Below are 23,724 nucleotides of genomic sequence, written 5' to 3'. Positions count from 1 at the left end.
CGGTGACGTCTCTCGACAAGCCGACGTCCGACACGGACCGCACCACCGACCAGCAGGAGGCCGACAGCAGGGCGGTCACCGAGGCCGCGCTCTTCGAAGCCTTCGGCGGCGTGAGGGGCATGGTGGAGACGGTCCTGCCCGGGCTGCTCTTCGTCACGATCTTCACCATCAACAAGAACCTCACCTACTCGGCCATCGCGGCCCTGGCGGTGTCGCTGGCGCTCGTGGTCGTCCGGCTGATCCGCAAGGACACCGTCAAGCACGCCTTCAGCGGCGTCTTCGGTGTGGCCTTCGGCGTGGTCTTCGCCAAGATGACGGGCAACGCCAAGGACTTCTACCTCCCGGGCATGCTCTACACCCTGGGCCTCGCCCTCGCCTATCTGGTCACCGCTGTCGCCGGCCTGCCGCTGATCGGCCTGATCCTGGGCCCGGTGTTCAAGGAGAACCTCTCCTGGCGCACCCGTAACCCCGGCCGCAAGAAGGCGTACACCAAGGCCAGCTACGCCTGGGGGCTGATCCTGCTCGCCAAGTGCGCGATCCTCTTCCCGCTGTACTGGTGGGCCGACACCGCCCAGCTCGGCTGGGTGCTGGTCGCGCTGAAGATCCCGCCGTTCCTGCTGGCGGTCTACCTGACCTGGGTCTTCCTCGCCAAGGCACCGCCGCCGATCGACGTCTTCGCCGAGATGGAGGCGGAGGAGGAAGCCGAGAAGGCCCGCAAGGCGGCCGCCGCCGAAGCGGCCGGGGGCCAGGAGTTCTGAGGCGTACGAGAGGGGCCCCGTCACCAGCCGGTGACGGGGCCCCTCTCGTACGCCTTACGCCTCCGAGTCGCCCCGGCGCACCGACAGCAGGTCCTCCAGCTGCTCCTCGCGCGCCTGCGCGGCCACGAACAGCAGCTCGTCACCGGCCTCCAGGCTCTCCTCCGGGCTCGGGGTCAGCACCCGCTGACCCCGGATGATCGTCACCAGCGAGGTGTCCTCCGGCCAGGCGACCTCCCCGACCTGCGTCCCCGCCAGCGCCGACTCCGGCGGCAGCGTCAGCTCCACCAGGTTCGCGTCGCCGTGGCTGAAGCGCAGCAGCCGGACCAGATCGCCGACGCTCACCGCCTCCTCGACCAGCGCCGACATCAGACGCGGCGTGGACACCGCCACATCGACGCCCCACGACTCGTTGAACAGCCACTCGTTCTTCGGGTTGTTCACCCGGGCGACGACCCTCGGCACGCCGTACTCGGTCTTCGCCAGCAGCGAGACGACCAGGTTCACCTTGTCGTCGCCCGTCGCCGCGATCACGACGTTGCAGCGCTGGAGCGCCGCCTCGTCCAGCGACGTGATCTCGCAGGCGTCCGCGAGCAGCCACTCGGCCATCGGCACCCGCTCCACCGAGATGGCGGTCGGCGCCTTGTCCACGAGCAGCACCTCGTGCCCGTTCTCCAGCAGCTCGCCCGCGATGGAACGCCCCACCGCACCGGCCCCGGCAATCGCGACACGCATCAGTGACCGCCCTCCTCGGGGCCCTCGGCGAAGGCCGCCTCGACCTTCGCGATCTCGTCCGTACGCATCATCACGTGGACGAGGTCGCCCTCCTGGAGCACCGTCTGCGACGACGGCAGTATGGCCTCGCCCAACCGGGTGAGGAACGCGACGCGCACGCCCGTCTCCTCCTGGAGCGTACTGATCTTGTGGCCGATCCAGGACGGCGTGGTGTGCACCTCCGCGAGCTGCACCCCGCCGCTCGGATCGCGCCACAGCGGCTCCGCGCCCGAAGGCAGCAGCCGGCGCAGCATCTGGTCCGCCGTCCAGCGCACGGTCGCGACCGTCGGGATACCCAGGCGCTGGTACACCTCGGCGCGCCGGGGGTCGTAGATCCGGGCCGCGACGTTCTCGATGCCGAACATCTCGCGCGCCACCCGGGCCGCGATGATGTTGGAATTGTCGCCGGAGCTCACCGCCGCGAACGCGCCGGCCTCCTCGATCCCCGCCTCGCGCAGCGTGTCCTGGTCGAAACCGACCCCGGTGACGCGACGGCCGCCGAACCCGGAGCCGAGGCGCCGGAACGCCGTGGGGTCCTGGTCGATGACGGCGACCGTGTGCCCCTGCTGCTCCAGGGTCTGCGCGAGAGCGGCTCCCACTCGCCCGCAGCCCATGATGACGATGTGCACCTTGCGCCTACCTCGCAGTCCTGGTCGTCCGGCTGACCTGCGAAAACACCCTGCTCACACTCTTTCCTCGGCTGGCCGGGCAAACAACGGGGCAACGGTGTGTCCCGTCGCCCGGTGACGAGCTTATGCGGCGCCGGTCGCGTCGCCTCATCCGAGTGTGCGCATCGCGGCGCGGGTGTGGCAAAGACGACGTGCCCAAGGCGCTTTCCGGCGGCGTGGCGCAAGGATTGCGTTAAGGATTCCGTGGCGTTTCCGGCCGAGTGCAGGACATTGGCGGGCCACGCCGTTACAGCGGGGGCGGGCCCCATACGGAACCCTTACGATCCTCTGCGTGTCCAAACTGACCGACGTGCCCAAACGGATCCTGATCGGACGGGCCCTGCGCAGCGACAAGCTGGGGGAGACGCTCCTCCCCAAGCGCATCGCGCTTCCCGTCTTCGCATCCGACCCGCTGTCCTCGGTGGCGTACGCACCCGGAGAAGTCCTCCTCGTGCTGTCCATCGCGGGTGTGTCGGCGTACCACTTCAGCCCCTGGATCGCGGTCGCGGTCGTGGTCCTGATGTTCACGGTCGTCGCCTCCTACCGGCAGAACGTCCACGCCTACCCGAGCGGCGGCGGCGACTACGAGGTCGCCACCACCAACCTCGGCCCCAAGGCCGGGCTGACCGTCGCCAGCGCCCTGCTGGTCGACTACGTCCTGACCGTGGCCGTGTCGATCGCCTCCGGCGTGGAGAACCTGGGCTCCGCGATCCCCTTCGTGGTCGAGCACAAGACGGGGTGCGCGGTGGCCGCCATCGTCCTGCTCACCGTGATGAACCTGCGCGGCGTCAAGGAGTCCGGGAAGCTCTTCGCCATCCCCACGTACCTCTTCGTGGCCGGCGTCTTCATCATGATCGTCTGGGGCGCCTTCCGCGGGCTCGTCCTCGGCGACACCATGCACGCCCCGACCTCCGCGTACACGATCAGGCCCGAGCACCAGGGGCTGGCCGGCTTCGCGCTCGTCTTCCTGCTGCTGCGCGCCTTCTCCTCCGGCTGTGCGGCGCTCACCGGCGTCGAGGCGATCAGCAACGGTGTGCCCGCGTTCCGCAAGCCGAAGAGCAAGAACGCCGCGACCACGCTCGCGATGATGGGCCTGCTCGCCGTCACCATGTTCTGCGGCATCATCGGGCTGGCCATGGCCACCGACGTCAAGATGGCGGAGAACCCGGCGAAGGACCTGATCAGCAACGGCAGCCCGGTCGGCGCGGGCTTCGTCCAGGACCCGGTCATCTCGCAGGTCGCGGCCGCGGTCTTCGGCGACGGCACGTTCTTCTTCGTGATCCTCGCCGCCGCCACCGCCCTCGTCCTCTTCCTGGCCGCGAACACCGCGTACAACGGCTTCCCGCTCCTCGGCTCGATCCTGGCCCAGGACCGCTACCTGCCCCGCCAGCTGCACACCCGTGGCGACCGGCTCGCCTTCTCCAACGGCATCGTGCTGCTGGCCGGCGCCGCGATCCTGCTGGTCGTGATCTACGGGGCCGACTCGACCCGGCTCATCCAGCTGTACATCGTCGGCGTGTTCGTCTCCTTCACGCTCAGCCAGACCGGCATGGTCCGGCACTGGAACCGCCACCTGCGCGTCGAGAAGGACCAGGCCAAGCGCCGCCACATGATCCGCTCCCGGGCGATCAACACCTTCGGCGCTTTCTTCACCGGTCTGGTGCTCGTCGTCGTCCTCGCCACGAAGTTCACCCACGGCGCCTGGGTGGCGCTCCTCGGCATGGTCATCTTCTTCGGCACGATGACCGCGATCCGCAAGCACTACGACCGGGTCGCCGAGGAGATCTCCGCCGACGAGGCCGCCCCGGACGAGTCGATCCGCCCCTCCCGGGTCCACTCGATCGTCCTGGTCTCCAAGCTCCACCGCCCCACCCTGCGCGCCCTCGCCTACGCGAGGCTGATCCGCACGGACCACCTGGAGGCGCTCTCCATCAGCGTGGACCCGGCCGAGACGAAGGCCCTCAGGGAGGACTGGGAGCGGCGCGGCATCAACGTACCGCTGAAGATCCTCGACTCCCCGTACCGCGAGGTGACCCGCCCGGTCATCGAGTACGTCAAGGGCCTGCGCCGGGAGAGCCCGCGCGATGTGGTGAGCGTCTACATCCCGGAGTACGTCGTCGGGCACTGGTACGAGCACCTGCTGCACAACCAGAGCGCCCTGAGGCTCAAGGGCCGGCTGCTCTTCACGCCCGGTGTGATGGTCACCTCGGTCCCGTACCAGCTGGAATCCTCCGAGGCCGCGAAGAAGCGCGCCCGCAGGCGCGCCGACTGGAGCGCTCCGGGCTCGGTGCGCCGGGGCCCGGTGGAGCGCAGGCAGAAGGAACCGACGCCGAAGGGCTGAGGCGGGGGACCGCCGCGTGTGGTCGGCGGCCGGGCGACACCCACGTAGACTCGTAGGTTGTTGTCCGGCCGCCGGCCGTCCCCTTCCCTCTCTGGAGCCCGCCCCTCATGCAGAACGAATCCACGTCGCCGCAGACCGGGGAGACGCAGCCGGAGTCGCTGGTCGGGCGGGAGTACGAGGTCGAGGTCGGCCCGGTCGCGCACGGCGGCCACTGCATCGCCCGCACGGACGAGGGCCGGGTGCTGTTCGTACGCCACACCCTGCCGGGCGAGAAGATCGTCGCGCGGATCACCGACGGCGCCGAGGACTCGCGCTTCCTGCGCGCGGACGCGGTGGAGATCATCGAGGCGTCCAAGGACCGGGTGCCGGCCCCCTGCCCGTTCGCCGGTCCCGGCAAGTGCGGCGGCTGCGACTGGCAGCACGCGAAGCCGGGCGCCCAGCGCCGCCTGAAGGGCGAGGTCATCGCCGAACAGCTCCAGCGCCTCGCGGGCCTCACGCCGGAGGAGGCGGGCTGGGACGGCACGGTCATGCCGGCCGAGGGCGACAAGCTCCCCGCGGGCGAGGTGCCGGCCTGGCGGACCCGGGTCCAGTACGCGATCGACGAGGACGGCCGCGTCGGCCTGCGCAAGCACCGCTCGCACGACATCGAGATCATCGACCACTGCATGATCGCCGCGCCCGGAGTCTCCGAGCTGGGCGTCGAGCAGCAGGACTGGCCCCAGATGGCCACGGTGGAGGCCATCGCCGCCACCGGCTCCCACGACCGCCAGGTCATCCTGACCCCCCGCCCGGGCGGCCGGCTGCCCCTGGTCGAGCTCGACAAGCCGGTCTCCGTCCTCCGCGTGGACGAACGCGACGGCGGCGTGCACCGGGTCCACGGCCGCGGCTTCGTCCGCGAGCGCGCCGACGACCGCACGTACCGCGTCGGCTCCGGCGGCTTCTGGCAGGTCCACCCGCAGGCCGCGAACACCCTGGTCCGCGCGGTCATGCAGGGCCTGCTGCCCCGTAAGAACGACACGGCCCTCGACCTCTACTGCGGCGTCGGCCTCTTCGCCGGCGCCATCGGCCAGCGCATCGGCGAGAAGGGCGCGGTCCTCGGCATCGAGTCCGGCAAGCGCGCGGTCGAGGACGCCCGCCACAACCTGGCGGACCTGGACCGCGTCCGCATCGAACACGGCAAGGTCGACCAGGTCCTGCCCCGCACGGGCATCACCGCATGCGACCTCATCGTCCTGGACCCGCCCCGCGCGGGCGCCGGCCGCGCCACGGTGAAGCAGCTGGTCGCCCTGGGCGCCCGCCGCATCGCGTACGTGGCCTGCGACCCGGCAGCACTGGCGCGGGACATCTCGTACTTCGCGGACGGCGGGTACCGGGTGCGGACGCTGCGGGCGTTCGATCTGTTTCCGATGACGCACCATGTCGAGTGCGTGGCGATCCTTGAGCCTGCCGCAAAGGGTGTCTGACCTGCGGTTTCGCCGAGTGTGCATTATGTGCGCTGTGGGCGTTACGGGCGATATCTTGACGCATATTCGACGCACGTTGGGCCCTTCTGACGCACGTTTGACGCACGTTCTGATGAGGTGTCAGATGCCCGTTTCTGCAGGTGGCGGTGTGTCGAGTGCGGCTTGAGGGGGCTCCTTCTTTACCGCCTCTTGGTGAAGCCGTGCTCGATATGGCCTGATCTGAGGCTCAGTAGGAACGGGGCCCGTAAGGGCTCCAGTGGCCGAGGAAGGGCTTGAGGTCGTCGCCGCTGGGCTTGGGTGGGGAGGGCAGCTTCGGCGGACTCGGTGAGGTGCTGGAGCCGGGCGTCCGCGAAGGCGAGCCACGCCTCGATCTCTGTCCTTTCCTGTCCGGGTGGCAGCGATGTGGCGTGGTCGCCTGCCGCTGTGACGTATTCGGTACGGCTCGACGCCTACCTGGTTCCTGGGGCACGTCACGGATTCCTGGACAAGCCGCACTCGGAGGGCTTCCACGAAGGAATCACGACGATGACCGGGTGGCTCGATCGATTGAAGCAGGAGTGAGAACCCCAACGAAGCCCTGGTCCGCAGGCGAGTGGTCGCCGCACAGCGGCGATGACGGCGAGGCCCTTTGGCGGGACCAGGAAACTGATGTTCAGGTCCGCCCGCCCGCCATCTGCTGGCCCTGAGGGGTCCCGCCGGGGTGGTTCGGTAGGGCGGCCATCACGTTGTCGACAAGGTTGGGTAGATGGGCGCGTGTATATGGCCGCAGCTGCCGTGATAGAGACGGTGAGTGTCCCCAATGAAGATTGATGTCGTGATCGCCGATGATCAAGAGCTGGTGCGCACGGGTTTCCGCATGATCCTCGATGCTCAGCCGGGCATCGAGGTCGTTGGCGAGGCGGTCGACGGTGTGGAGTGCATGGACCTGGCGCGCCGACTGCGTCCGAACGTGGTGCTGGTCGACATCAGGATGCCGCGGCTGGACGGGCTGGAGGTGACGCGGCAGCTGGCGGGCCCTGGGGTGGTTGACCCGCTGAACGTCGTCGTGATCACAACCTTCGACCAGGACGACTACGTGCGGACTGCCCTGCGCAACGGCGCGTGCGGATTCCTCCTGAAGGACGCGACTCCGGCCTTGCTGGTGGAGGCGGTTCAGGCAGCGGCCCGGGGAGATGCGCTGGTGTCTCCGGCCGTGACGGTGCGGCTGCTGAAGCGACTCGAGCAGGCGGAACTTCGTTCGGAACCGGGCAGCCCTGCGGCATTCGGACTGAGCGCCCGGGAGCTGGACATCGTCCGGTTGATCGCGGTCGGTCGTACGAACCAGGAGATCTGCGACGAGCTCTTTCTTTCGCTGTCGACGGTCAAAACCTACCTTGGACGTATCCAGGTCAAGCTGGAGGCTCGCAATCGGGTGGAGATCGCGGCGTGGGCATGGGAACACGGCGAAGCGCGACCCCACCGCTGAGCCCTCGGACCTTCGTCGGGCTCTGGAAGGGTGTGGCGGTGCAACTGCAAGAGACCCGCACGACGGGCTGAACGGTTTCCGCCCCGAGCGGGTCAGTGCAATGGGAAGCCTGCTTTGACCTCCCATCCGCCTCCGGGCAGCGGGCCGGTTCGGAGAACACCGTCGAGTGCCTCGATCCGTTCGCGCAACCCGATCAGGCCAAAGCCGCCGTGCCCGCCGGCGGGCGACGGTGCCCGCTTGGCCGCAGGGGTGTTCGTAACGGTGACCCACAGCCACGTGTCATCGGCATCGAGACGCACACTGGCCTGGGTTCCGGGTGCGTGTCGTCGGATATTGGTGAGCGCCTCCTGCACGGCGCGGTAGGCAGAGACCTCTACTTCTGGACTCAGGCGGGCTGTCCTTGCGGCAGCGGTCGCCTCCAGCCGAGCGGCGCCGGAGGAATCGCCGTCGGACGCAGGTGCCGAGTAGCTTGCTGTGAGTTCGGATAGTTCCGTCAGCAGGTCGCCCGGGCGCAGCGCTGAGTGGTTGTCCTCGCGTAGCACGCGAACCAGGCGGCGCATGGATTCAAGCGTCTCCGTGCCGGCCTGGGCGATGTTCTGCAGGATCGGTGCGACTTTGTCAGGCGCGGTCGGATAGATGGCCGACGCCGCGTGGGCCTGGACGATGATGCCTGTCATGTGATGAGCGATCAGGTCGTGAAGATCACGGGCGATAGCCAGGCGCTCGGCCTGGCGGACATCGCTGATGTTGCGCCGGCGGCGGGCTTCAAGGGCTCGGACAGCGCAGCCGAGAGTGACGGTGATGGCGAGCGCGATAGTCAGAATGTAGCCGCCGGCCACAATCGTCGACCAGGATCCCGTACGGGCGGGAAGTATCAGGACGGCGAAGCTCAGGGCTGCGGCTGAGGCGGCTGCTGTGGTCGTGCGCCGTGTCTGGGCTGTGGTGCGAAGGATCAGAGCGAGCAGTCCGGCGGTCTCGAGCGTTCCCCACGACGGCCCGTCCTGAGGAACTGCGATGCTGACGACGGAGAGCGTCACCGACATCGCGGCGATCAACCAGACGCGTCGCAGAAAGGGCGGCGAGAAGCGGGTCTCGGAGACCGCCAGCACGGTGGCGGGGCCAGTGACCAGAACGGGGACCCAGTTGGTGGCTGGATCCCACGGGTCCGGGCTGGTCAGCAGCATCGCGATGTCCGCCAGCCATGTCATGGCGAATGCGAGCAGTCCGAAGACGATGATGAGACGTCTGACGGTCGGCGTAAACGGAAGGTCCCAATCCACACCCTTAGCGTATGGACTGGTGCGCCTTGCCGTGTCGGCCGAATGGCCGACAGACCGATTCCCGGACAGTACTTCTGGCTGACAGAACGGGACGTCCGAGCAGGCCACCATGGATGTTGTCGGCGGCCGGTCCTTCCCCCGAGGCCGGCCGCCGGTCTTTGCACCGGTCACCACTGACGGTGCCCGCTCAGCAGCGAAGGGGACTTAGTTGCCTGCACGGAAGGCAGCGCCGCTGGGTGTCCGTCCTGTCACGCGCGGCGACAGGTTCGGGCGATGTGCACCGCCGCCCGTGGGGACGGGGCCGGTGCACGCTGCGGCCCGTGCTGCCTGTACCTGGGGCGCGGGCCGCGGCACCTCTCTTGACCTTGAAACTGCAAAAACGGAATTTGTCAGCAATGAGTGATGCGCGTAGGAGTCGGCCGCGCCCGGTTCCACACAGGTGGTAGTTGCACTCGATCCGCGCCGCCAAACCTGATCGCCCAGAGCAGATGGCCCATCGGACGGCACTGCCACGAAAGCACCGCCGCCCCACAGGGCCGACTCGTATCTCCTGCGCACCGTGTCTGCGGTGCTTTCCCTCATCCACCCTCTCGGAGTCTCACACCCCATGGCTACTTTCTTGCACAGGATCGGCCAATTCGCCTTCAGGCGGCGTTGGCTGGTCGTGCTCCTGTGGGCAGTAATCCTCGGCGCCCTCGGTGCCGGGGCTGCGAACAGCACGGGCGCCGCGAACTCGAGCATCACACTGCCCGGCACAGAGTCGCAGCGTGCCTTCGACCTGCTCGGTGACAAGTTCCCCGCGGCCAACGCCGACGGTGCCACGGCTCGTGTGGTGATGAGGGCCCCGGACGGCGAGAAGATCAGCAGCGCCGACAACCGGGCAGCGGTCGACGCCACCCTCAAGGACCTCAAGGACTCCTCGTCGCGCGTCGGCCAGGTCAGTGACCCGTTCGCCGCCAAGACGGTCAGCGCGGACGGCACCACCGCTTACGCCCAGGCCACGTACACCGTTGCCGACGCCGATCTCACCGATGCGGATCACACCGGCATCGATGACGCTCTCGACGCGGGCCGTGACCAGGGGCTGACGGTCGAGGCGTCCGGCAGCGCCCTCGCGCCCCCCGAGGAGGGCCACTCCGCGGAAGCCATCGGCTTCGCCCTCGCGGCTCTCATCCTTGTGATCACCTTTGGCTCCCTGATCGCCGCCGGCCTGCCCCTGCTGACCGCCATCGTCGGCGTCGGCGTGAGCATGACCGCGATCACCGCACTCAGCGCGACCTTCGATCTCAACAGCAACGCGTCAGCCCTGGCAACAATGCTCGGCATCGCCGTCGGTATCGACTACGCCCTGTTCATCGTCTCCCGGTACCGCTCCGAACGAGCCGATGGGTACGACGCCAAGGAAGCAGCGGCGCGCGCCAACGGAACGGCTGGTTCCGCTGTCGTCTTCGCCGGGCTGACGGTCATCATCGCCCTGGCAGGGCTGGCCGTGGTCAACCTGCCCATCCTCACCGCGATGGGACTCTCCGCCGCGGGCGCCGTCATCGTCGCCGTACTCGTCGCCGTGACCCTCGTGCCCGCGCTGCTCGGATTCGCCGGCGAGCGGGTCCTGGGGAGGGCGCGCAAGCGGGCCGGCCGCAAGCAGGTGTCGACGAAGGCCACGATCGGCCAGCGCTGGATCGCTTACATTCTGCGCAAGCCTGCGAAGGTCCTCGTGCTCGCCGTACTGGCCCTCGGAGTCGTTGCCCTGCCCGCGACCCAGCTGAAGCTCGGACTCCCGGACGACGGCTCCAAGGCCGCCTCCTCGACGCAGCGCAAGGCGTACGACATGCTGGCCGAGTCCTTCGGCCCCGGGTTCAACGGCCCGCTGACCGTGACGGTCGACAGCAAGAGCCCCGAGACCGCCCGCAGTGGAGCCACCGACCTGGGCAAGGCCATCACCGACCTGCCGGACGTCGCAGCCGTCACACCGGCCGTGTTCAACGAGGCCGGCGACACCGCGATCATCACCGTCATTCCGAAGAGCGGACCCATCACGGATGCCACCAAGGACCTCGTGGGAGATATCCGCTCACTTGCCGCCGAGACCGAGTCGGCCGGCGGCGTGCGCTCCATGGTCACCGGCACCACCGCGCTCAACATCGACATCTCCGACAAGTTCAGCGCGGCGATCGCTCCCTACCTGGCGCTCGTCGTCGGCCTTGCCTTCCTTGTGCTGACTTTGGTCTTCCGCTCGCTTCTGGTGCCGCTCAAGGCAGCGCTCGGCTTCCTGCTGTCCGTACTGGCCTCCCTCGGCGCCCTCGTCGCGGTCTTCCAGTGGGGCTGGCTCAAGGACCTGGTCGGTCTCGACCAGACCGGCCCGATCATGAGTCTGATGCCGATCCTCATGGTGGGCATCGTGTTCGGGCTGGCCATGGACTACCAGGTGTTCCTCGTGACCCGCATGCGGGAGGCATACGTGCACGGCGCCGATGCCCGTACAGCGGTGGAAACCGGCTTCAGGCACAGCGCGAAGGTCGTCACAGCCGCAGCACTGATCATGATCTCCGTGTTCGCCGGCTTCGTCGGCAACCACGACGCCATGCTCAAGTCCATGGGCTTCGGCCTGGCCATCGCCGTCGCCCTCGACGCCTTCGTCGTCCGCATGACGATCATCCCCGCCGCCCTCGCCCTCCTGGGCAAGCGCGCATGGTCCCTGCCGGGCTGGATCGACCGCATCCTGCCCAACGTCGACATCGAAGGGGAGAAGCTCGTGCAGCAAGCCCCCGCAGAGGTCCACCAGGACGGTATCGAGACGCCGCAGTACAGCAACCAGCACTGAACCGAGACCCGGAGGTGCGGCACTCAAGTCGAGTGCCGCACCTCCGCGGCTCAGGCTCCGGCCATCGCTGCCGGCCCGCATACCTGATCAGGTTCGCGTCTCACAACGCGCTGACACAGAGCGGTGACCGCCCCATGGCAGCAGCGGCGCGGAGAGTCCACCGGAGCAATGCACCACGCAGAAGGACAACAGATGCAGGGGGTATTCCTCGCAGGCGGCTCCACCCTCGAACGCAATGCCTACGAGCACATCATCAACCGGTCCAGGACCCTGACGATGCTGGGGCACACCGCCACTCTCGCCGAGGCGCTCAAGGAGGTTCTGTGCTCCCGTCCTGACCTGCTGCTCATCGATAAGGGAACCCTGCCGCCTGCCGTCCTCGCTCCGCCTCGAATGGTTCTGCGCCAAGCCGCGACCCTGACCCGGCTCGCGTTCATCGGCACCGTACCGGTAGGGGAGATCGCGTCATATCTGCGCGATGGTGTCACCGGGATCCTGAGCCATGAAATGGATACGGACCAATTCGTGACGGGAGTGGATCTGGTGAGCAGGGGCGGCGTGGTCATCAGCCCGCCAACGATATTCGACGCGGCGCCTCCGCTCTCCCCGCTCCCCATAGTGGATCGGCTATCGGCCCGAGAGCGCGAGATTCTCGCGCTTATCCCCACCCAGCCGGACAACGAATCCCTGGCCCAACTCCTCCGCATCAGCCCGCTCACGGTCAAGTCACACGTGAACAGCATTCTGCGGAAGCTCGGGGCGACCAGCAGGGCCCGCCTCGTTGTCATCGCCTACGAGAGCGGACTGGTCACCCCCGGAACACCCGGGAGACGACACCTCTCCGGTCACAGGGATGCCGGGCCTGATGGATAGGGCACAGGCAAGCTCCGCTTCGCCGCGTGACGTTGGACCAGAGCTTGCTTCCTCGCGCCACGCGGTGCGTCAGCGGCGTAGAACGCTCGCTTCGGCGCCCGCGTAGCGGCGATAAGCGCGTACGCCGTCGACATCGCCGCGGCCTCCTGCGCACTCGGGGAGGTGATCTCCTCGGGAGCGAGGACGTCAGTTGGGGGCGACTCGACGTGGTCTCCGCGGGTTTGGAGGCTGGAGTGTCTTGATGTCACGGCGCGGCAGGCACGTTGTCTGCAGCCTGTGCCGACGAGGTGGTGCTGCCGGCCACGCCCCGATGCACTGAGGCAGCCGCCGCACTGGTCCAGTGCGACGGCTGCCTTCTGACGGCCCCGGTTGAGAGGGCGTGGTGGGCCTTCAGGTCGTTTAGCGCAGGACCTGGCCGGGGACGAGGTCGTCCAGTTCGTCAAGGGTGTACGGGGGGTTCTCGTAGGGGTCGCCCTTCGAGATGGTGTTGAGGTCCTCGTACTCAGACCAGACGCTGATCTTCCCGCCACCGGAGTGGAAGACGCGGCCGCTGACGTCGCAAGCCGCATCCGTGCAGAGCCAGGTGACGATCGGCGGCACGTGTTCGACCGGGCCGGGGCCCTTCTTCGCCGCAGCGAACATCTCGTCGGAGAGACGGCCTTCCGCGTGCGCCTGCTCAAGCCCCGGAAGGGCCAGCTCGTAGGTGCGGGTGGAGGCTCCCGGCGCCAGAGTGTTCGCGGTCACGCCGGTGCCCTTGAGCTCTGTGGCCAGCCCCTTGATGAAGGAAACGGTGCCGCCCATGGCCGCGGCGAAGACGGGGTTGCCCACGCCGCCACGTGCACCCTCGGAAGCGGTCACGACGATCCGGCCCCAACCGCGTTCGACCATGCCCGGCACGGTCAGGCGCGAGAGCCAGAACTTCTGACCGAGGAACAGGTCCATCAGCTTGTTGTACTGCTCATCGGTGATGTCGATCTGGCCGGGGAGCACGGCGCCCGCGATGGCGAGGACGATGTCGACCGGGCCGAAGGTCTTCTCGGCGAGCGCGACCAGGTTGGCGCATCCCTGGGCTTCGGCCACGGAGTCGTAGTTGGCCACCGCCTGGCCGCCCGCCGCCAGGATCTCGGCGACGGTCGCGTCTGCGGCTTCGGAGCTCCTTCCACCGCCTGCTGCGGTTGTGCCCAGGTCGTTGACTACGACCCGTGCGCCCTCTGCGGCCAGGGCCAGCGCGCATGCCTTCCCGACCCCGTTGCCGCCACCGGTCACAATGGCCACTTTGCCACTCAGACGGTCACTCATGTCCTTCTCCTAGCTGTGTTCGGCGCCCTTGGCAGGGTGCTTCGTTCCTGTGGGGTGGCCGGCCCGGTGCTGTACCCCGGCCGGCCACCGCCGGGCTACTGGGCCGGCGTGAGTTCGATAGCGGCGGCCGGGCAGACCGCGGCAGCTTCACGGACCAAGGTGTGCTGATCCTGCGGGGGCGCGGCCTCGAGCAGGACGACGATGCCGTCGTCGTCGCGTTGGTCGAACACCTCTGGGGCGATCAGGACGCACTGGCCGGCGCCGCAGCACTTGTGTTCATCGACGGTGACGTTCATAGGGACTCTCCCTTCATCGGGACGGTGGGGGGTTGTGTGGGCCGCTGGGCGGCGGCTGTGCTCGGGGGCTGGGGTGGGGTCACCAGCGCACGGGGACGGTGCGCAGCCCGCCGACCAGGAGTCCTTCCACTCGCTGCAGTTCCTCTACGGGGACCGCCAGTTCGAGAGTGGGCAGCTTGCGCAGCAGGACTTCCAACACCACCTGGAGTTCGGTGCGGGCCAATGCCTGGCCGAGGCACGAGTGGGGTCCGGCACCGAAGATGAGGTGAGGGTTGGGGCTGCGGTCCAGATCCATCTCCTCAGCGTTGTCGAAGACGTCTTCGTCGCGGTTGGCGGCGGGCATGCTGCAGATCACGGTGGTGCCGCCGGGTACCGTCTGGCCGCCGATCTCGGTGTCTTCGCTGATGTAGCGGCGCAGGCCGAATCCGAGGTTGGTGTCGAAGCGGAGTGCCTCTTCGACGGCGGTGCGCACGAGAGAGGGATCGGCGAGGAGCTGCTCCCACCGGCTGCGGTCGGCCAGGAGCATGCCGACCATCTTGCCGATCATGTTGGCGGTGGTCTCGTGCCCTGCGATCAGGAGGCCCAAGGCGGTTGCCAGCAGCTCCGAGTCGGAGAGTCCCTGGCCATCCGCGGAGTCCCGGATGAGCGTGCTGATCAGGTCGTCGGTCGGGTTCTCGCGCTTGGTCTCGATGTGACCGGACATGTACTGGACGAACTCGATCTGGGCCCGATCCGTCTCCTCCTTGGTGAAGCGAGTGAGGCTCAGCAGCGCGTCGGACCAGTGGGAGAAGCGGTCACGGTCCTGTGCGGGCACGCCGAGCATGTCGCAGATGACGTAGACGGGCAGGAGGAAGCCGACGTGCGCCTTGAGGTCGGCGGGCGCACCGAGGGCGACCATGTCGTCGACGAGCCGTTCGGCCGTCGCCGTCATACCGGGGCGAAGAGCCGTCATGCGCTTGGCGGTGAACCACTTGCTGACCTGGCGACGCCACTGCTGGTGCGGCTCGCCCTTCGCGGGAAGGGAGAGCGCGTCGGCGCTGCTGGAGGCGACGGCTCCGCCCCCACCATCGGGTGCGAGGCGGGCCGCGCCGTCCTGCGCGGTCGGGCGGGCGAAGCGCGCGTCGGAAAGCAGTGTCTTGATGTCTTCGTGGCGCGTGAGCAGAGTTGCCTCGTCGCCGCTGGGCAGTTGGACCGAGGCCACCGGGCACTGGCTGCGCAGCCGCTGCCAATCAGCGGGGGCGTCCAGGGCACCCGTCTGGGGCAGCGGGTAGTGCACGGTCTCTTGGCTCTGACTCATAAGTGTTCTCCCTCGGAAATGTGGGGCTTTCGTCCGGCAGGTACCTCGGTGGGGCGGTACTGGGCCGGGGGCGTGGGCAGTTCTCCCTTCGCTCGGGGACCGGGCCTTGTCACCCGGTATGGCTTGTGGGGTTCACGCGGAGCGGGCAGCATCAGCGCCGGGCGGACCCGTGAGGTGTTGCTGGCGCAGCAGGCGGGCCTGCTTGGGCATGTTCCAGCCGAGGACGGCAGTGGCCCGGCCGCCTTGGCTGTACAGCGCGGCGAACCGGCGCTCCTCGACGTCTCCTTCGACGACCGTCACGTCGTCGAGCGGGGAAGGCAGCCCGTGGACCTGGATCTTCGCCGCGTACTGGTCGGTCCAGAAGTAGGGGACCGGCGTGTAGGGGCGGGTTGCTCCCAGGATGTTCGCGGCAACCGTCTGAGCTTGCTCGGTGGCGTTGGTGCGGTTCTCCAGGCGCAGCCGCCGGCCGAGCCGCACGTCGTACCACGACGCGACGTCTCCCACGGCCCAGGTTCCGGGGGCAGCGCGGCAGTGTGCATCGCATTCGATGCCGTCGCCGAGCGTCAGTCCGCTACCTGTGAGCCAGCCGGTCGCTGGGTGCGCGCCGACGGCGATCACGACCACGCTCGCGGGAAGGACCTCACCGCTGGACAGCTGGACGCCGGTGACCTGACCGTCCTCACCGGTGAGGTGATCGACCGCGACGCCGAGACGCATGCGCACACCCTGTTCCGTGTGCAGCTGGGTGAGGAGGCCGCCGACCACGTCGCCGACCTGGTCCCCCAGCAGCGTCGTGGCCGGTGCGACGATGGTGACGTCCAGTCCCAGGGTGCGCGCGCTGGCCGCAACCTCGGTGCCGAGCACGCCGGCACCGACGACCACCAGCCGTTCGGCGCCGAGGAGATCACGACGCAGCCGCAGCGCGTCGCCCATGGACCGCAGGACGTGCACTCCGGCCAGAGCGTCCTGGCCGGGCAGGGTCCTCGGGTGCATACCGGTGGCGATCACCACGTGATCGGCGCGCAGTTGACGGCCTGTGCGCGTAGTGACGGTACGGGCCGCTGAGTCGAAGGAGGCGGCAGCATCGCCCGCGACGAACTCGGCGTCCAAGGCGGCGAGCTGCTCATCCGTGCGCAGATGCGCCCGAGAGGGCTCCCAGTCTCCCTTCAGGACCTGCTTCGACAGCGGCGGCCGGTCGTAGGGAGGGTGCTGTTCCGCGTCCAGTAGCGTCAGAGCGCCCTGGTATTCGTTGCGCCGCAGGGCTTCTGCAGTCGCGAGGCCGGCGGCGGAAGCGCCGACGATCAGCACGCTCCCGGCCGTTGCATGGTCCTTGTCCGGCATACCTGTTCGCCCTTCTCCTCGGGTTCTTCGATCGTCGTGTGCGGGGTCTCAAGGGCTGGTACGCGGTCGCAGGGTCGTCGGCCGATACCGGACGAGGGCTACCCCGCAGCCACACCGGCGTGGGTGATCACCCCCGAGGGGCGCGCGGCGCCGTGGGAGCCGAGGACGAGAGCTGGTCGGCTTCCGTCGCGGAGGCCGCTTCGGACGCACCGGGCTGCTGGGTGTCGGGGGCGGGGAGGGGCGTTGTGGCGCGGGGGATGGCCAGGGTGAGGAGTGCGGCGGCGAGGGCAGCGGCTCCGCCTACGACGAGGGCGACCCGGAAGCCGTTCTCGGTCGGGATCGTGAACCCCCCGACGTCCTGGCTCATCTGGGCCAGGAGGACACCGATGACCGCGCTGGATGCCGAAAGTCCGATGGAACGCATCAGCGCGTTGAAGCCGTTGGCCGAAGCCGTCTTGGAAGCGGGGACCGACGCCATGATGATGGCGGGCATCGCTCCGTAGGCGAAGGCCACCCCAATACTGACGACGCAGCTGGCGACGACGATCCCGGCGACAGATCCCATGAGGGGGACGGCGAGGCCGTAGCCGATCGCCATGATCAGAGACCCGGTCAGCAGCGACGTGCGGGGACCGAACCGGGCGGACAGCTTCGCGCCGAGCGGGGAGAACGCCATCATCACCAGTCCGGTGGGAACCATCCACAGGCCGGCGGCGAGCATCGACTGGCCCAGACCGTAGCCGAGTTCCTTCGGCAGCTGGAGCAGTTGGGGGGCCACCAGGCTCTGGGCGAACATGGCGAAGCCGATCACGATCGAGGCCAGGTTCGTCAGCAGCACCCGCCGCCGGGCGGTGGCTCGCAGATCGACCAGCGGATCAGTGGTTTGCAGCTCGAACCAGCCCCAGGCCAGAAGGACGATCACGGCGGCAGCGAAGAGACCCAGGGTGGTAGCGCTCGTCCAGCCCCACTCGGCGCCCTTGGAGACGGCGAGCAACAGCGATACGAGACCGACCGAGAGACCGATCGTGCCGGGTATGTCGAACCGGCCCCGCGCGCCCCCTGCGGGCACACCCGGAACGAAGCGCATCACCGCGAACCCGACGAGCAGGCTGATGGCGGCCGAGCCCCAGAACAGTGCGTGCCAGTCGGCGTTCTGAGCGACGCCGGCCGCAAGGGGCAGACCGAAGGCACCGCCGATGCCCAGAGACGAGCTCATGAGAGCCACCGACGATCCCATGCGCTCCGGTGGCACGACATCACGCATGGTGCTGATTCCGAGCGGGATGATTCCCATGCCGATGCCCTGGATCGCACGCCCGATGACCATGGGGACCAGCGAGTCCGACACAGCGCTCGCGAGCGAGCCCACGACGAGCAGGCCGACACAGATCAGCAGCATCCGCCGCTTGCCGTAGAGGTCACCGAGGCGTCCGAACACCGGAGTGGCAACCGCGCCGGTGAGCAGAGGTGCGGTGACAACCCACGATGCGTTCGCGGTGGAAGTGTCCAGCAGCTCCGGGAGCTGTGCGACGAGGGGGATGACCAGCGTCCCCATGAGAGAGGCCACGATGCCGGCCGCAGACAGCGAGGCGACGATCGCTCCCGTGCGAGCCGGGGAGGCAGAAGCATTCATGCGTTGCACCGTACAGAAAAAAAGCATCATGCACAAAAGTTGCATGATGCTCGCCAAAAGCATCGTGCACACTTGTGGCGTAGGGTGAGGATGTGTATATGACAGAGCCGGAGGTGCCCCAGATGGATTCCCAGCAAGCGGGGGAGCGGATCGAGCGGGAGCTCCTGATCCTTACGCGGCACCAGGAAATGTCCTCACCCCGCCGCCTGCACGGCAGTGAGGCCCTGGAGCGCAGCGCCTACGTGCTCCTCAGTCGGATCGAGGTGCAGGGCCCCATGTCGGTCGCCGACCTCGTTGACGCCTTCGGGCTCGCCGCCTCGACGTTCAACCGGCAGACGGCCGCCCTCCTCAGGGACGGACTCGTCGAACGGACTCTCGACCCCAACGGCGGGGTGGCCAGGAAGTTCCGCATCACCCAGAAGGGAACCGGCGCACTCAGGGCCGACCGCGAGAAGGTGGTCGACGGACTCGCCGAAGTGGTCACCGACTGGACCCCCGAGCGCCTGGATCGCTTCATCGAGGACCTTCAGCAGTTCAACAAGGACATCGAACGGGTTACAGGGCGCCCCTGGCCGCGCTGATGGTGCTCCTGGCTGGCGGTGGCGAGACACGGGACCTCGACCGCGCGCGGGGCCGCCTCGTCATCCGCTGTCTGCATGGGATGACCTGACCACAAGGTTGGCCGCCGTACCGGTGATGGCGTGCCAACGTTGGGGGTCGTCCGCTGTGGGTGCAGACGAGCCGGAGCTGCCGGATCGGCGGGTGTCCGGTCTTTCAAGGCAGAGTCGGGCGGCGTTTGCCAGTTCCCGGTGCCCGCGTGTCATCGGTCCGGAAGCCTCGGAGGTTCGTGACGAACCCCAAACCGACACCAGAATCGGTGTACGCGAAGCCGATCGATCCGCTGGAGATCGGGTGTCGGAACCTTTCCGGATCATGGACAACATCGCTAGCGGCGTGCGTCAGATGCGCGCACGTAACGCCCGCAGCGCCCACAACGCACACGGGCAATTCGTCCGGATTCTCGCGCGCATGGCGCTGACCTGCGCCAACTTCCACATGCTTTTGTTCCACATGTTTCGCGATGACCCACCATGTGGAGTGCGTCGCGATCCTAGAACCCATCGCAAAGGGCGCCTGACCTGCGGTTTTGCCCGTGCGCATTATGTGCGGTGTGGGCGTTACGGGCGATATCTTGACGCTGAAATGACGCTCGTGACGCTCATTTGACGCTTGTTCTGATGGGGCGTCAGGCGCCTTTTCGGGCCGGTCAGACCCTGTCAAGGTGGCGAGCATCGATGGGGCGCCAAGGGCGGGCGACGCGGAGCGCAGACCTACTGAGTCGTGCTGATCAGATGTCCCGGAAGAGACCAGGGAGCGCGAGGACCTGCCGTGATGATTGGCTTGTGGTCGATGACCTGCGCGAATGGCCTTTCGACTGTTTCACGCTCGTGCCGCTTGATGGGGCCGGAAGTCCCAGAAAAGTCCCAGGGGACTCTCACTGCTGACGAGTGCCTTTCGGCTCTGTACGGGCGTGCGGGCAGTCGAACGGCCTCGTTTCCAGCGAAGGTGGTGGAGCCTGGATGTCGAGTGACTGGCGCTCGGCCGATGCCTTGCGGGATGGTGGGGTCCTGATGATCGACGACGACTCCGCGGTCGCTGGTGGCGGTGAGTCGGCAACGTCCGCCAGCCCTCGGACGCCCTACAGTGAGAGGCCCGTCGCGCGGGCCCGGCGGGCGAAGGCTCATGAGCTGATCGAGCGGCTCGTCGCTGAGGGCCGCGTTCGGATCACCGACCCTGATGACGACGAGGTCGCGGAGTGGCGGCGTGTCGTCAACTATGCGAAACGGCACGGCTTGGAACCAGCGGGCAAGCGCATTGAGAAGGTTCCGTATGGTGGGCCGGGGCTGGAGCTGTTCCTTGCGGATGGCCCGCATCCCAATGCGCGGAGTCACCGGCCGAAGGAGGGCGGGGATCCGGTTCCCGTTCCCTCACGGCTGGGGAACTTCCATCCGATCGTGACCGCGCTCAAAGACGATGAGCGCCGACTCGTCATGCCTTCTGGGCTCCGTCGAAGGTCGCTTCTTCTGCTGCAGGGACTGTCGGCTGAGGCGGTCCGGCGAGGGTACGAGGTGCGGAAGGCCCACTCGTTCTTCCACCCACGCGAGGGTGGGGTGGACGTTGCTGTCGACGGTCTCGCTTACACCGTCAGTGTCAGGCAGGAGTTCCCGCAGTCCTTGGATCCCGACCGCTCCTCTCGCCTCGTCGTGGAGCTCGCTCATGGCCTGACCGACCGGCCCGGCCGCTGGCGAGATCGGAAGACCCGCACGCTCGAAGAGGCCCTGGACGCGGTCCTTGGAGAGATCGAGGTACGAGCGGCACAAGACGCTCGGCGCAGGCAGGATGAGCAGCAGGCCATTTTGGAACGCGAAGTTCGCTGGCGAGCGGCCGTGGAGGTGGCGAAAGGACAGGCTGTTCGCGAACAACTTGCCCAGGCACTACGCGACGAGGCCGGGCGCTGGCAGGAGTCTGCTGCCCTCAGCGCATACTGCACGGCATTGGAACGTCGTATTGGCGAGCTTCACGGCGTCGTGGACGGGCCGACTCTGAGTCAGGCCCGGCGCTGGTTGGAGTGGGCAAGGGCGTACGTGAGGTCGATCGACCCCTTGAGCGAGCTTCCGAAGACGCCGGACGCACGCGAACCTACGCCGGAGGAACTCAAGTCATATCTCCGGGGATGGAGCCCCGACGGGCCGGAACGGCGGGGCGGTCGGTGACGCGCGCATGAGTAGTTCGCAGATCTGCTGCCGGTGACGCATCATCTGGAGTGTGTGGCGATTTTTGAGTGGGCGGCTGAGGGGACCGCGATGACGTTCTCGAAGACCGGACGATGATAGAGGCGAACCTGTCCACGGGGCTGTCCCCGGTGGCCTCGACTACAGGGTCGGCCAGTGGGTTCTGCTGCCGGGCCCAGTTCATCCAGTCGAAGCCGGGGACCTGGTCATGACTTCGGCACGGTCAACGCATGCACGGCCGGAACGAACCGCACGAGGGTTCGTGAGCTCCCGGAGCGCCAGGCCACGATCAGCTTGGTGGCGGAGCGGCCGGGGATCCATGCACTGAGCTGTCCCGGCGGATCGTCCACTGAATCCAGGCATCTGCCTTTCCGCTGTGGCATCTGCTTCGGAGCGGGCATGGCGTCGGGAATAGCAGCGGTGCGTGCGGCTCGCTTTTGAGCGCGGCTCTCGTGCACCCTGGGGCTGAGTGCATTGACACAGTCAACGCGTAGGCTTCACTCGTCGGCTGCACCATGCCTTGGGTGCGTCGTTGCCCGCCTTATCCAGCTGGACCATCCCTGAAATGAGAGAGCATGGAGCAGCATGATGAACCGGTCACGCTCAGCCTTGCGGGGATCGCGCGGCTTGCCGGAGTCGGTCGTGCCGCCGTGAGCAACTGGAGGCGGCGGCACAGCGACTTCCCCAAGCCGGTCGGCGGCACTGACGCCAGCCCCATGTTCTCCCTGGCGGATGCGGAGTTCTGGCTTCTACGGCACGGCAAGATCGACGAGTCCTCCAGTGGCTGGGACCGTCTCTGGCCGCGGATTGAGGACCTCGGCGACCGGGACGGGATGGCCCATCTACTGGCTTCGGCGGGGGAGCGTCTGGCGAGCCCGGCGATGAACCCGCCGCGCGGAGCCCCGGAACCCAGTGCTGCCGACCGGAGGGTGGAGGACGAGGTCGTGCGGCTGGCCCTTCGTCAGTCGTCGAAGGAAGCCTTCGCCGTGCTGCTGGATCGTTGGCACGCTGTCCACGTACGTCAGTTGATCGTCACGCCCCGCCAACTGGCCGACACCATGGTGGCTCTGGCGGCCGAACTCCGTGACGGCAGTACGCCGGTGCGACGGGTGCTGGATCCTGCGTGCGGAATGGGTTCGCTCCTGGCTGCGTCCGGTCGGCGATGGTCGGGGCAGGTACCTCCGCCCGCGATGGCAGGTGTTGACAACGATGCTGCTGTGGCTCGCCTGACCCGAGCCAGGCTGGCTCTGGAGTTCCCGGGCTGTGAGCGACACGTGCAGTCTGGGGACACACTGCTTGATGCCCCGCTGCGGCACGCCTCCCGTGCAGACGTGGTTCTGAGCTATCCACCGTCCAACGAGCGTTCCTGGGGACACGAGGAACTGGCGACTGATCCTCGCTGGACGTATGGCACGCCACCACGGACCGAGCCTGAGCTGGCGTGGGTGCAGCACTGTCTGTCCGTGCTGGAACCTGGGGGAGTAGCAGTGCTGGTCCTACCACCGGGTGTCGCTTCGCGCCGGGCCGGACGGCGAATTCGGGTGGGGTTGGTGCGCACCGGAGCCGTGCGAGCCGTAGTCGCGCTGCCGCCCGGGAGCGCGCCGCCGCATGGGGTGGGGTTGCACCTGTGGCTGCTGGCGACGCCCCGTGAACACTCCGCGGACGAGGTGACCTTCGTTGACGCTGCGGACTGCCGGACGACCGCGCTCACCGGCCGCGGCATGGCCGTCGACTGGGACGGTCTGCGTGAGCGCACCGTGGCGGCCCTTCGTGGCAGTGACCTACCTGGCGTCACACGGGTGCCGACCGCGGAACTGCTCAGTGACGGGACCGACCTGACGCCATCTCGCCGTACCGTGACCGAGCGGTCCGTGGGGCCGGTGGAACTGCGCCGCGCCTGGACCGGCTGGGACAGGGCGCTGATGGACATGGACGATGTGGCCAAGGCAGTTCGCGAACACGAGGCGAGTGCCGCAGCGCAGGACGACTTCGGCTACATCTTCGTGGGTGAACTGGAGCGTTCCGGCGCTCTGGACGTGATGCCCGGCAAGGTTCTCGCTGACGGTCTGATCCAGCAGGGAGTGCAGCCCGAGGATGCTCTGCCCGTCGTCACCCCATGGGCCGTACGGGGTGAGGAGCCATGGGTTGCCGCGGCGCAGGCCGCCAAGTTGGAGGCGGAGGGGCAGGGGATTCTGACGTCGTTCGGCGATGTCGTGGTCGTGACTGCGGCCGACGGATTCGAGGTCTGGGTCGAGACGGCCGGACCGCGACTGCTTGGTGCCCACACCGTCCAGCTGCGTACCGATCCTGCGCTGCTCGACCCGTTCTTCCTCGCTGCGTGTCTGAGCGCGCCAGGCAACGACCAGCGGGCAGGGACGCGTGCCTCCTCTTCCTCTCGGGTCGACGTGCGCCGACTGCGCGTCCTGCGCGCGCCAGCGACGCAGCAGCGGCGGATCGGGGAGGTCCACCGCCGACTCGTCCGGTTCCGGGAGGCGGTGGCCGACCTGGGCAGGCACGGTGATGTGCTCTCCGCCATGTTGTCGGGGCTGCTGGCCCAGGGCAGGCTGACGGAGGAGTGAGGGGGCGGGGCCCAGGCAGAGGCAGGGCCCCGGTTCCTCGGAGTTCG

General features: G+C 68.1%; 18 protein-coding genes. 10 read left to right on the top strand and 8 right to left on the bottom strand.

Features of this window, described 5'->3' with window-relative positions; all coding sequences use genetic code 11:
• The first annotated feature begins 2 nt into the window (after positions 1-2).
• Positions 3-758, top strand: coding sequence for a DUF3159 domain-containing protein (locus tag OG867_RS06010; protein ID WP_328902808.1), 756 nt, complete (start codon positions 3-5; stop codon positions 756-758).
• A 54-nt stretch (positions 759-812) separates the two neighbouring features.
• On the opposite strand, the gene OG867_RS06005 is transcribed toward OG867_RS06010, so the two are convergent.
• On the bottom strand, positions 813-1,490 hold the full coding sequence (locus tag OG867_RS06005) for a TrkA family potassium uptake protein (protein ID WP_018105403.1): 678 nt from the start codon (positions 1,488-1,490) through the stop codon (positions 813-815).
• Complete coding sequence (locus OG867_RS06000; protein WP_026242838.1) at positions 1,490-2,158, bottom strand: TrkA family potassium uptake protein; 669 nt, start codon at positions 2,156-2,158, stop codon at positions 1,490-1,492. Before OG867_RS06000 ends, OG867_RS06005 begins: the two co-directional genes overlap by 1 nt.
• Before the next feature lie 331 nt (positions 2,159-2,489).
• Here OG867_RS06000 and OG867_RS05995 point away from each other — a divergent pair, with 331 nt between their 5' ends.
• From OG867_RS05995 to OG867_RS05985, 3 genes are all read left to right on the top strand, one after another.
• Positions 2,490-4,538 (top strand): APC family permease, encoded by a 2,049-nt coding sequence (locus OG867_RS05995; protein ID WP_406283408.1) that lies wholly within the window; start codon positions 2,490-2,492, stop codon positions 4,536-4,538.
• A 107-nt stretch (positions 4,539-4,645) separates the two neighbouring features.
• Positions 4,646-6,001 (top strand): class I SAM-dependent RNA methyltransferase, encoded by a 1,356-nt coding sequence (locus OG867_RS05990; RefSeq protein ID WP_406283406.1) that lies wholly within the window; start codon positions 4,646-4,648, stop codon positions 5,999-6,001.
• A 799-nt stretch (positions 6,002-6,800) separates the two neighbouring features.
• The gene (locus tag OG867_RS05985) at positions 6,801-7,466 is read left to right on the top strand and encodes a response regulator (protein ID WP_406283404.1); all 666 of its coding nucleotides are present in this window, start codon (positions 6,801-6,803) and stop codon (positions 7,464-7,466) included.
• Between the two features lie 92 nt (positions 7,467-7,558).
• On the opposite strand, the gene OG867_RS05980 is transcribed toward OG867_RS05985, so the two are convergent.
• Positions 7,559-8,746, bottom strand: a complete 1,188-nt coding sequence (locus tag OG867_RS05980) for a sensor histidine kinase (protein WP_406283402.1) — start codon at positions 8,744-8,746, stop codon at positions 7,559-7,561.
• A 607-nt stretch (positions 8,747-9,353) separates the two neighbouring features.
• Between OG867_RS05980 and OG867_RS05975 the strand changes: the two genes are divergently transcribed.
• The gene (locus OG867_RS05975; protein WP_406283400.1) at positions 9,354-11,567 is read left to right on the top strand and encodes an MMPL family transporter; all 2,214 of its coding nucleotides are present in this window, start codon (positions 9,354-9,356) and stop codon (positions 11,565-11,567) included.
• Between the two features lie 192 nt (positions 11,568-11,759).
• Positions 11,760-12,440 carry a LuxR C-terminal-related transcriptional regulator gene (locus tag OG867_RS05970; protein ID WP_406283398.1) on the top strand — a complete coding sequence of 227 codons (681 nt, stop codon included), beginning with the start codon at positions 11,760-11,762 and terminating at the stop codon, positions 12,438-12,440.
• Positions 12,441-12,839: 399 nt separating this feature from the next.
• Here OG867_RS05970 and OG867_RS05965 read toward each other — a convergent pair whose 3' ends face one another.
• The 5 genes from OG867_RS05965 to OG867_RS05945 all read right to left on the bottom strand — a co-directional run bounded on the left by OG867_RS05965 (position 12,840) and on the right by OG867_RS05945 (position 18,306).
• Positions 12,840-13,739 carry an SDR family NAD(P)-dependent oxidoreductase gene (locus OG867_RS05965; RefSeq protein ID WP_406283396.1) on the bottom strand — a complete coding sequence of 300 codons (900 nt, stop codon included), beginning with the start codon at positions 13,737-13,739 and terminating at the stop codon, positions 12,840-12,842.
• 95 nt (positions 13,740-13,834) lie between these two features.
• The gene (locus OG867_RS05960; protein ID WP_406283394.1) at positions 13,835-14,035 is read right to left on the bottom strand and encodes a ferredoxin; all 201 of its coding nucleotides are present in this window, start codon (positions 14,033-14,035) and stop codon (positions 13,835-13,837) included.
• A 79-nt stretch (positions 14,036-14,114) separates the two neighbouring features.
• The gene (locus OG867_RS05955) at positions 14,115-15,332 is read right to left on the bottom strand and encodes a cytochrome P450 (protein WP_362638552.1); all 1,218 of its coding nucleotides are present in this window, start codon (positions 15,330-15,332) and stop codon (positions 14,115-14,117) included.
• A 132-nt stretch (positions 15,333-15,464) separates the two neighbouring features.
• On the bottom strand, positions 15,465-16,673 hold the full coding sequence (locus tag OG867_RS05950) for an NAD(P)/FAD-dependent oxidoreductase (RefSeq protein ID WP_406283392.1): 1,209 nt from the start codon (positions 16,671-16,673) through the stop codon (positions 15,465-15,467).
• Between the two features lie 127 nt (positions 16,674-16,800).
• Positions 16,801-18,306 (bottom strand): MFS transporter, encoded by a 1,506-nt coding sequence (locus OG867_RS05945; protein ID WP_362638550.1) that lies wholly within the window; start codon positions 18,304-18,306, stop codon positions 16,801-16,803.
• A gap of 122 nt (positions 18,307-18,428) precedes the next feature.
• On the opposite strand from OG867_RS05945, the gene OG867_RS05940 reads away from it, so the two are divergent.
• From OG867_RS05940 to OG867_RS05925, 4 genes are all read left to right on the top strand, one after another.
• Complete coding sequence (locus tag OG867_RS05940) at positions 18,429-18,887, top strand: MarR family winged helix-turn-helix transcriptional regulator (RefSeq protein ID WP_406283390.1); 459 nt, start codon at positions 18,429-18,431, stop codon at positions 18,885-18,887.
• Positions 18,888-19,239: 352 nt separating this feature from the next.
• On the top strand, positions 19,240-19,533 hold the full coding sequence (locus tag OG867_RS05935) for a hypothetical protein (protein WP_406283388.1): 294 nt from the start codon (positions 19,240-19,242) through the stop codon (positions 19,531-19,533).
• A 404-nt stretch (positions 19,534-19,937) separates the two neighbouring features.
• Positions 19,938-21,080 carry a hypothetical protein gene (locus OG867_RS05930; protein ID WP_406283386.1) on the top strand — a complete coding sequence of 381 codons (1,143 nt, stop codon included), beginning with the start codon at positions 19,938-19,940 and terminating at the stop codon, positions 21,078-21,080.
• A 593-nt stretch (positions 21,081-21,673) separates the two neighbouring features.
• Positions 21,674-23,677: a class I SAM-dependent DNA methyltransferase gene (locus tag OG867_RS05925; RefSeq protein WP_406283384.1), complete on the top strand. Its 2,004-nt coding sequence runs from the start codon at positions 21,674-21,676 to the stop codon at positions 23,675-23,677.
• The last annotated feature ends 47 nt before the right edge of the window (positions 23,678-23,724 follow it).

Source organism: Streptomyces sp. NBC_00209 (genome assembly GCF_045206345.1).
Classification (GTDB): domain Bacteria; phylum Actinomycetota; class Actinomycetes; order Streptomycetales; family Streptomycetaceae; genus Streptomyces.
Note: the sequence above shows the minus strand (reverse complement) of the source record. Positions and strands in the feature narration are given on the sequence as shown.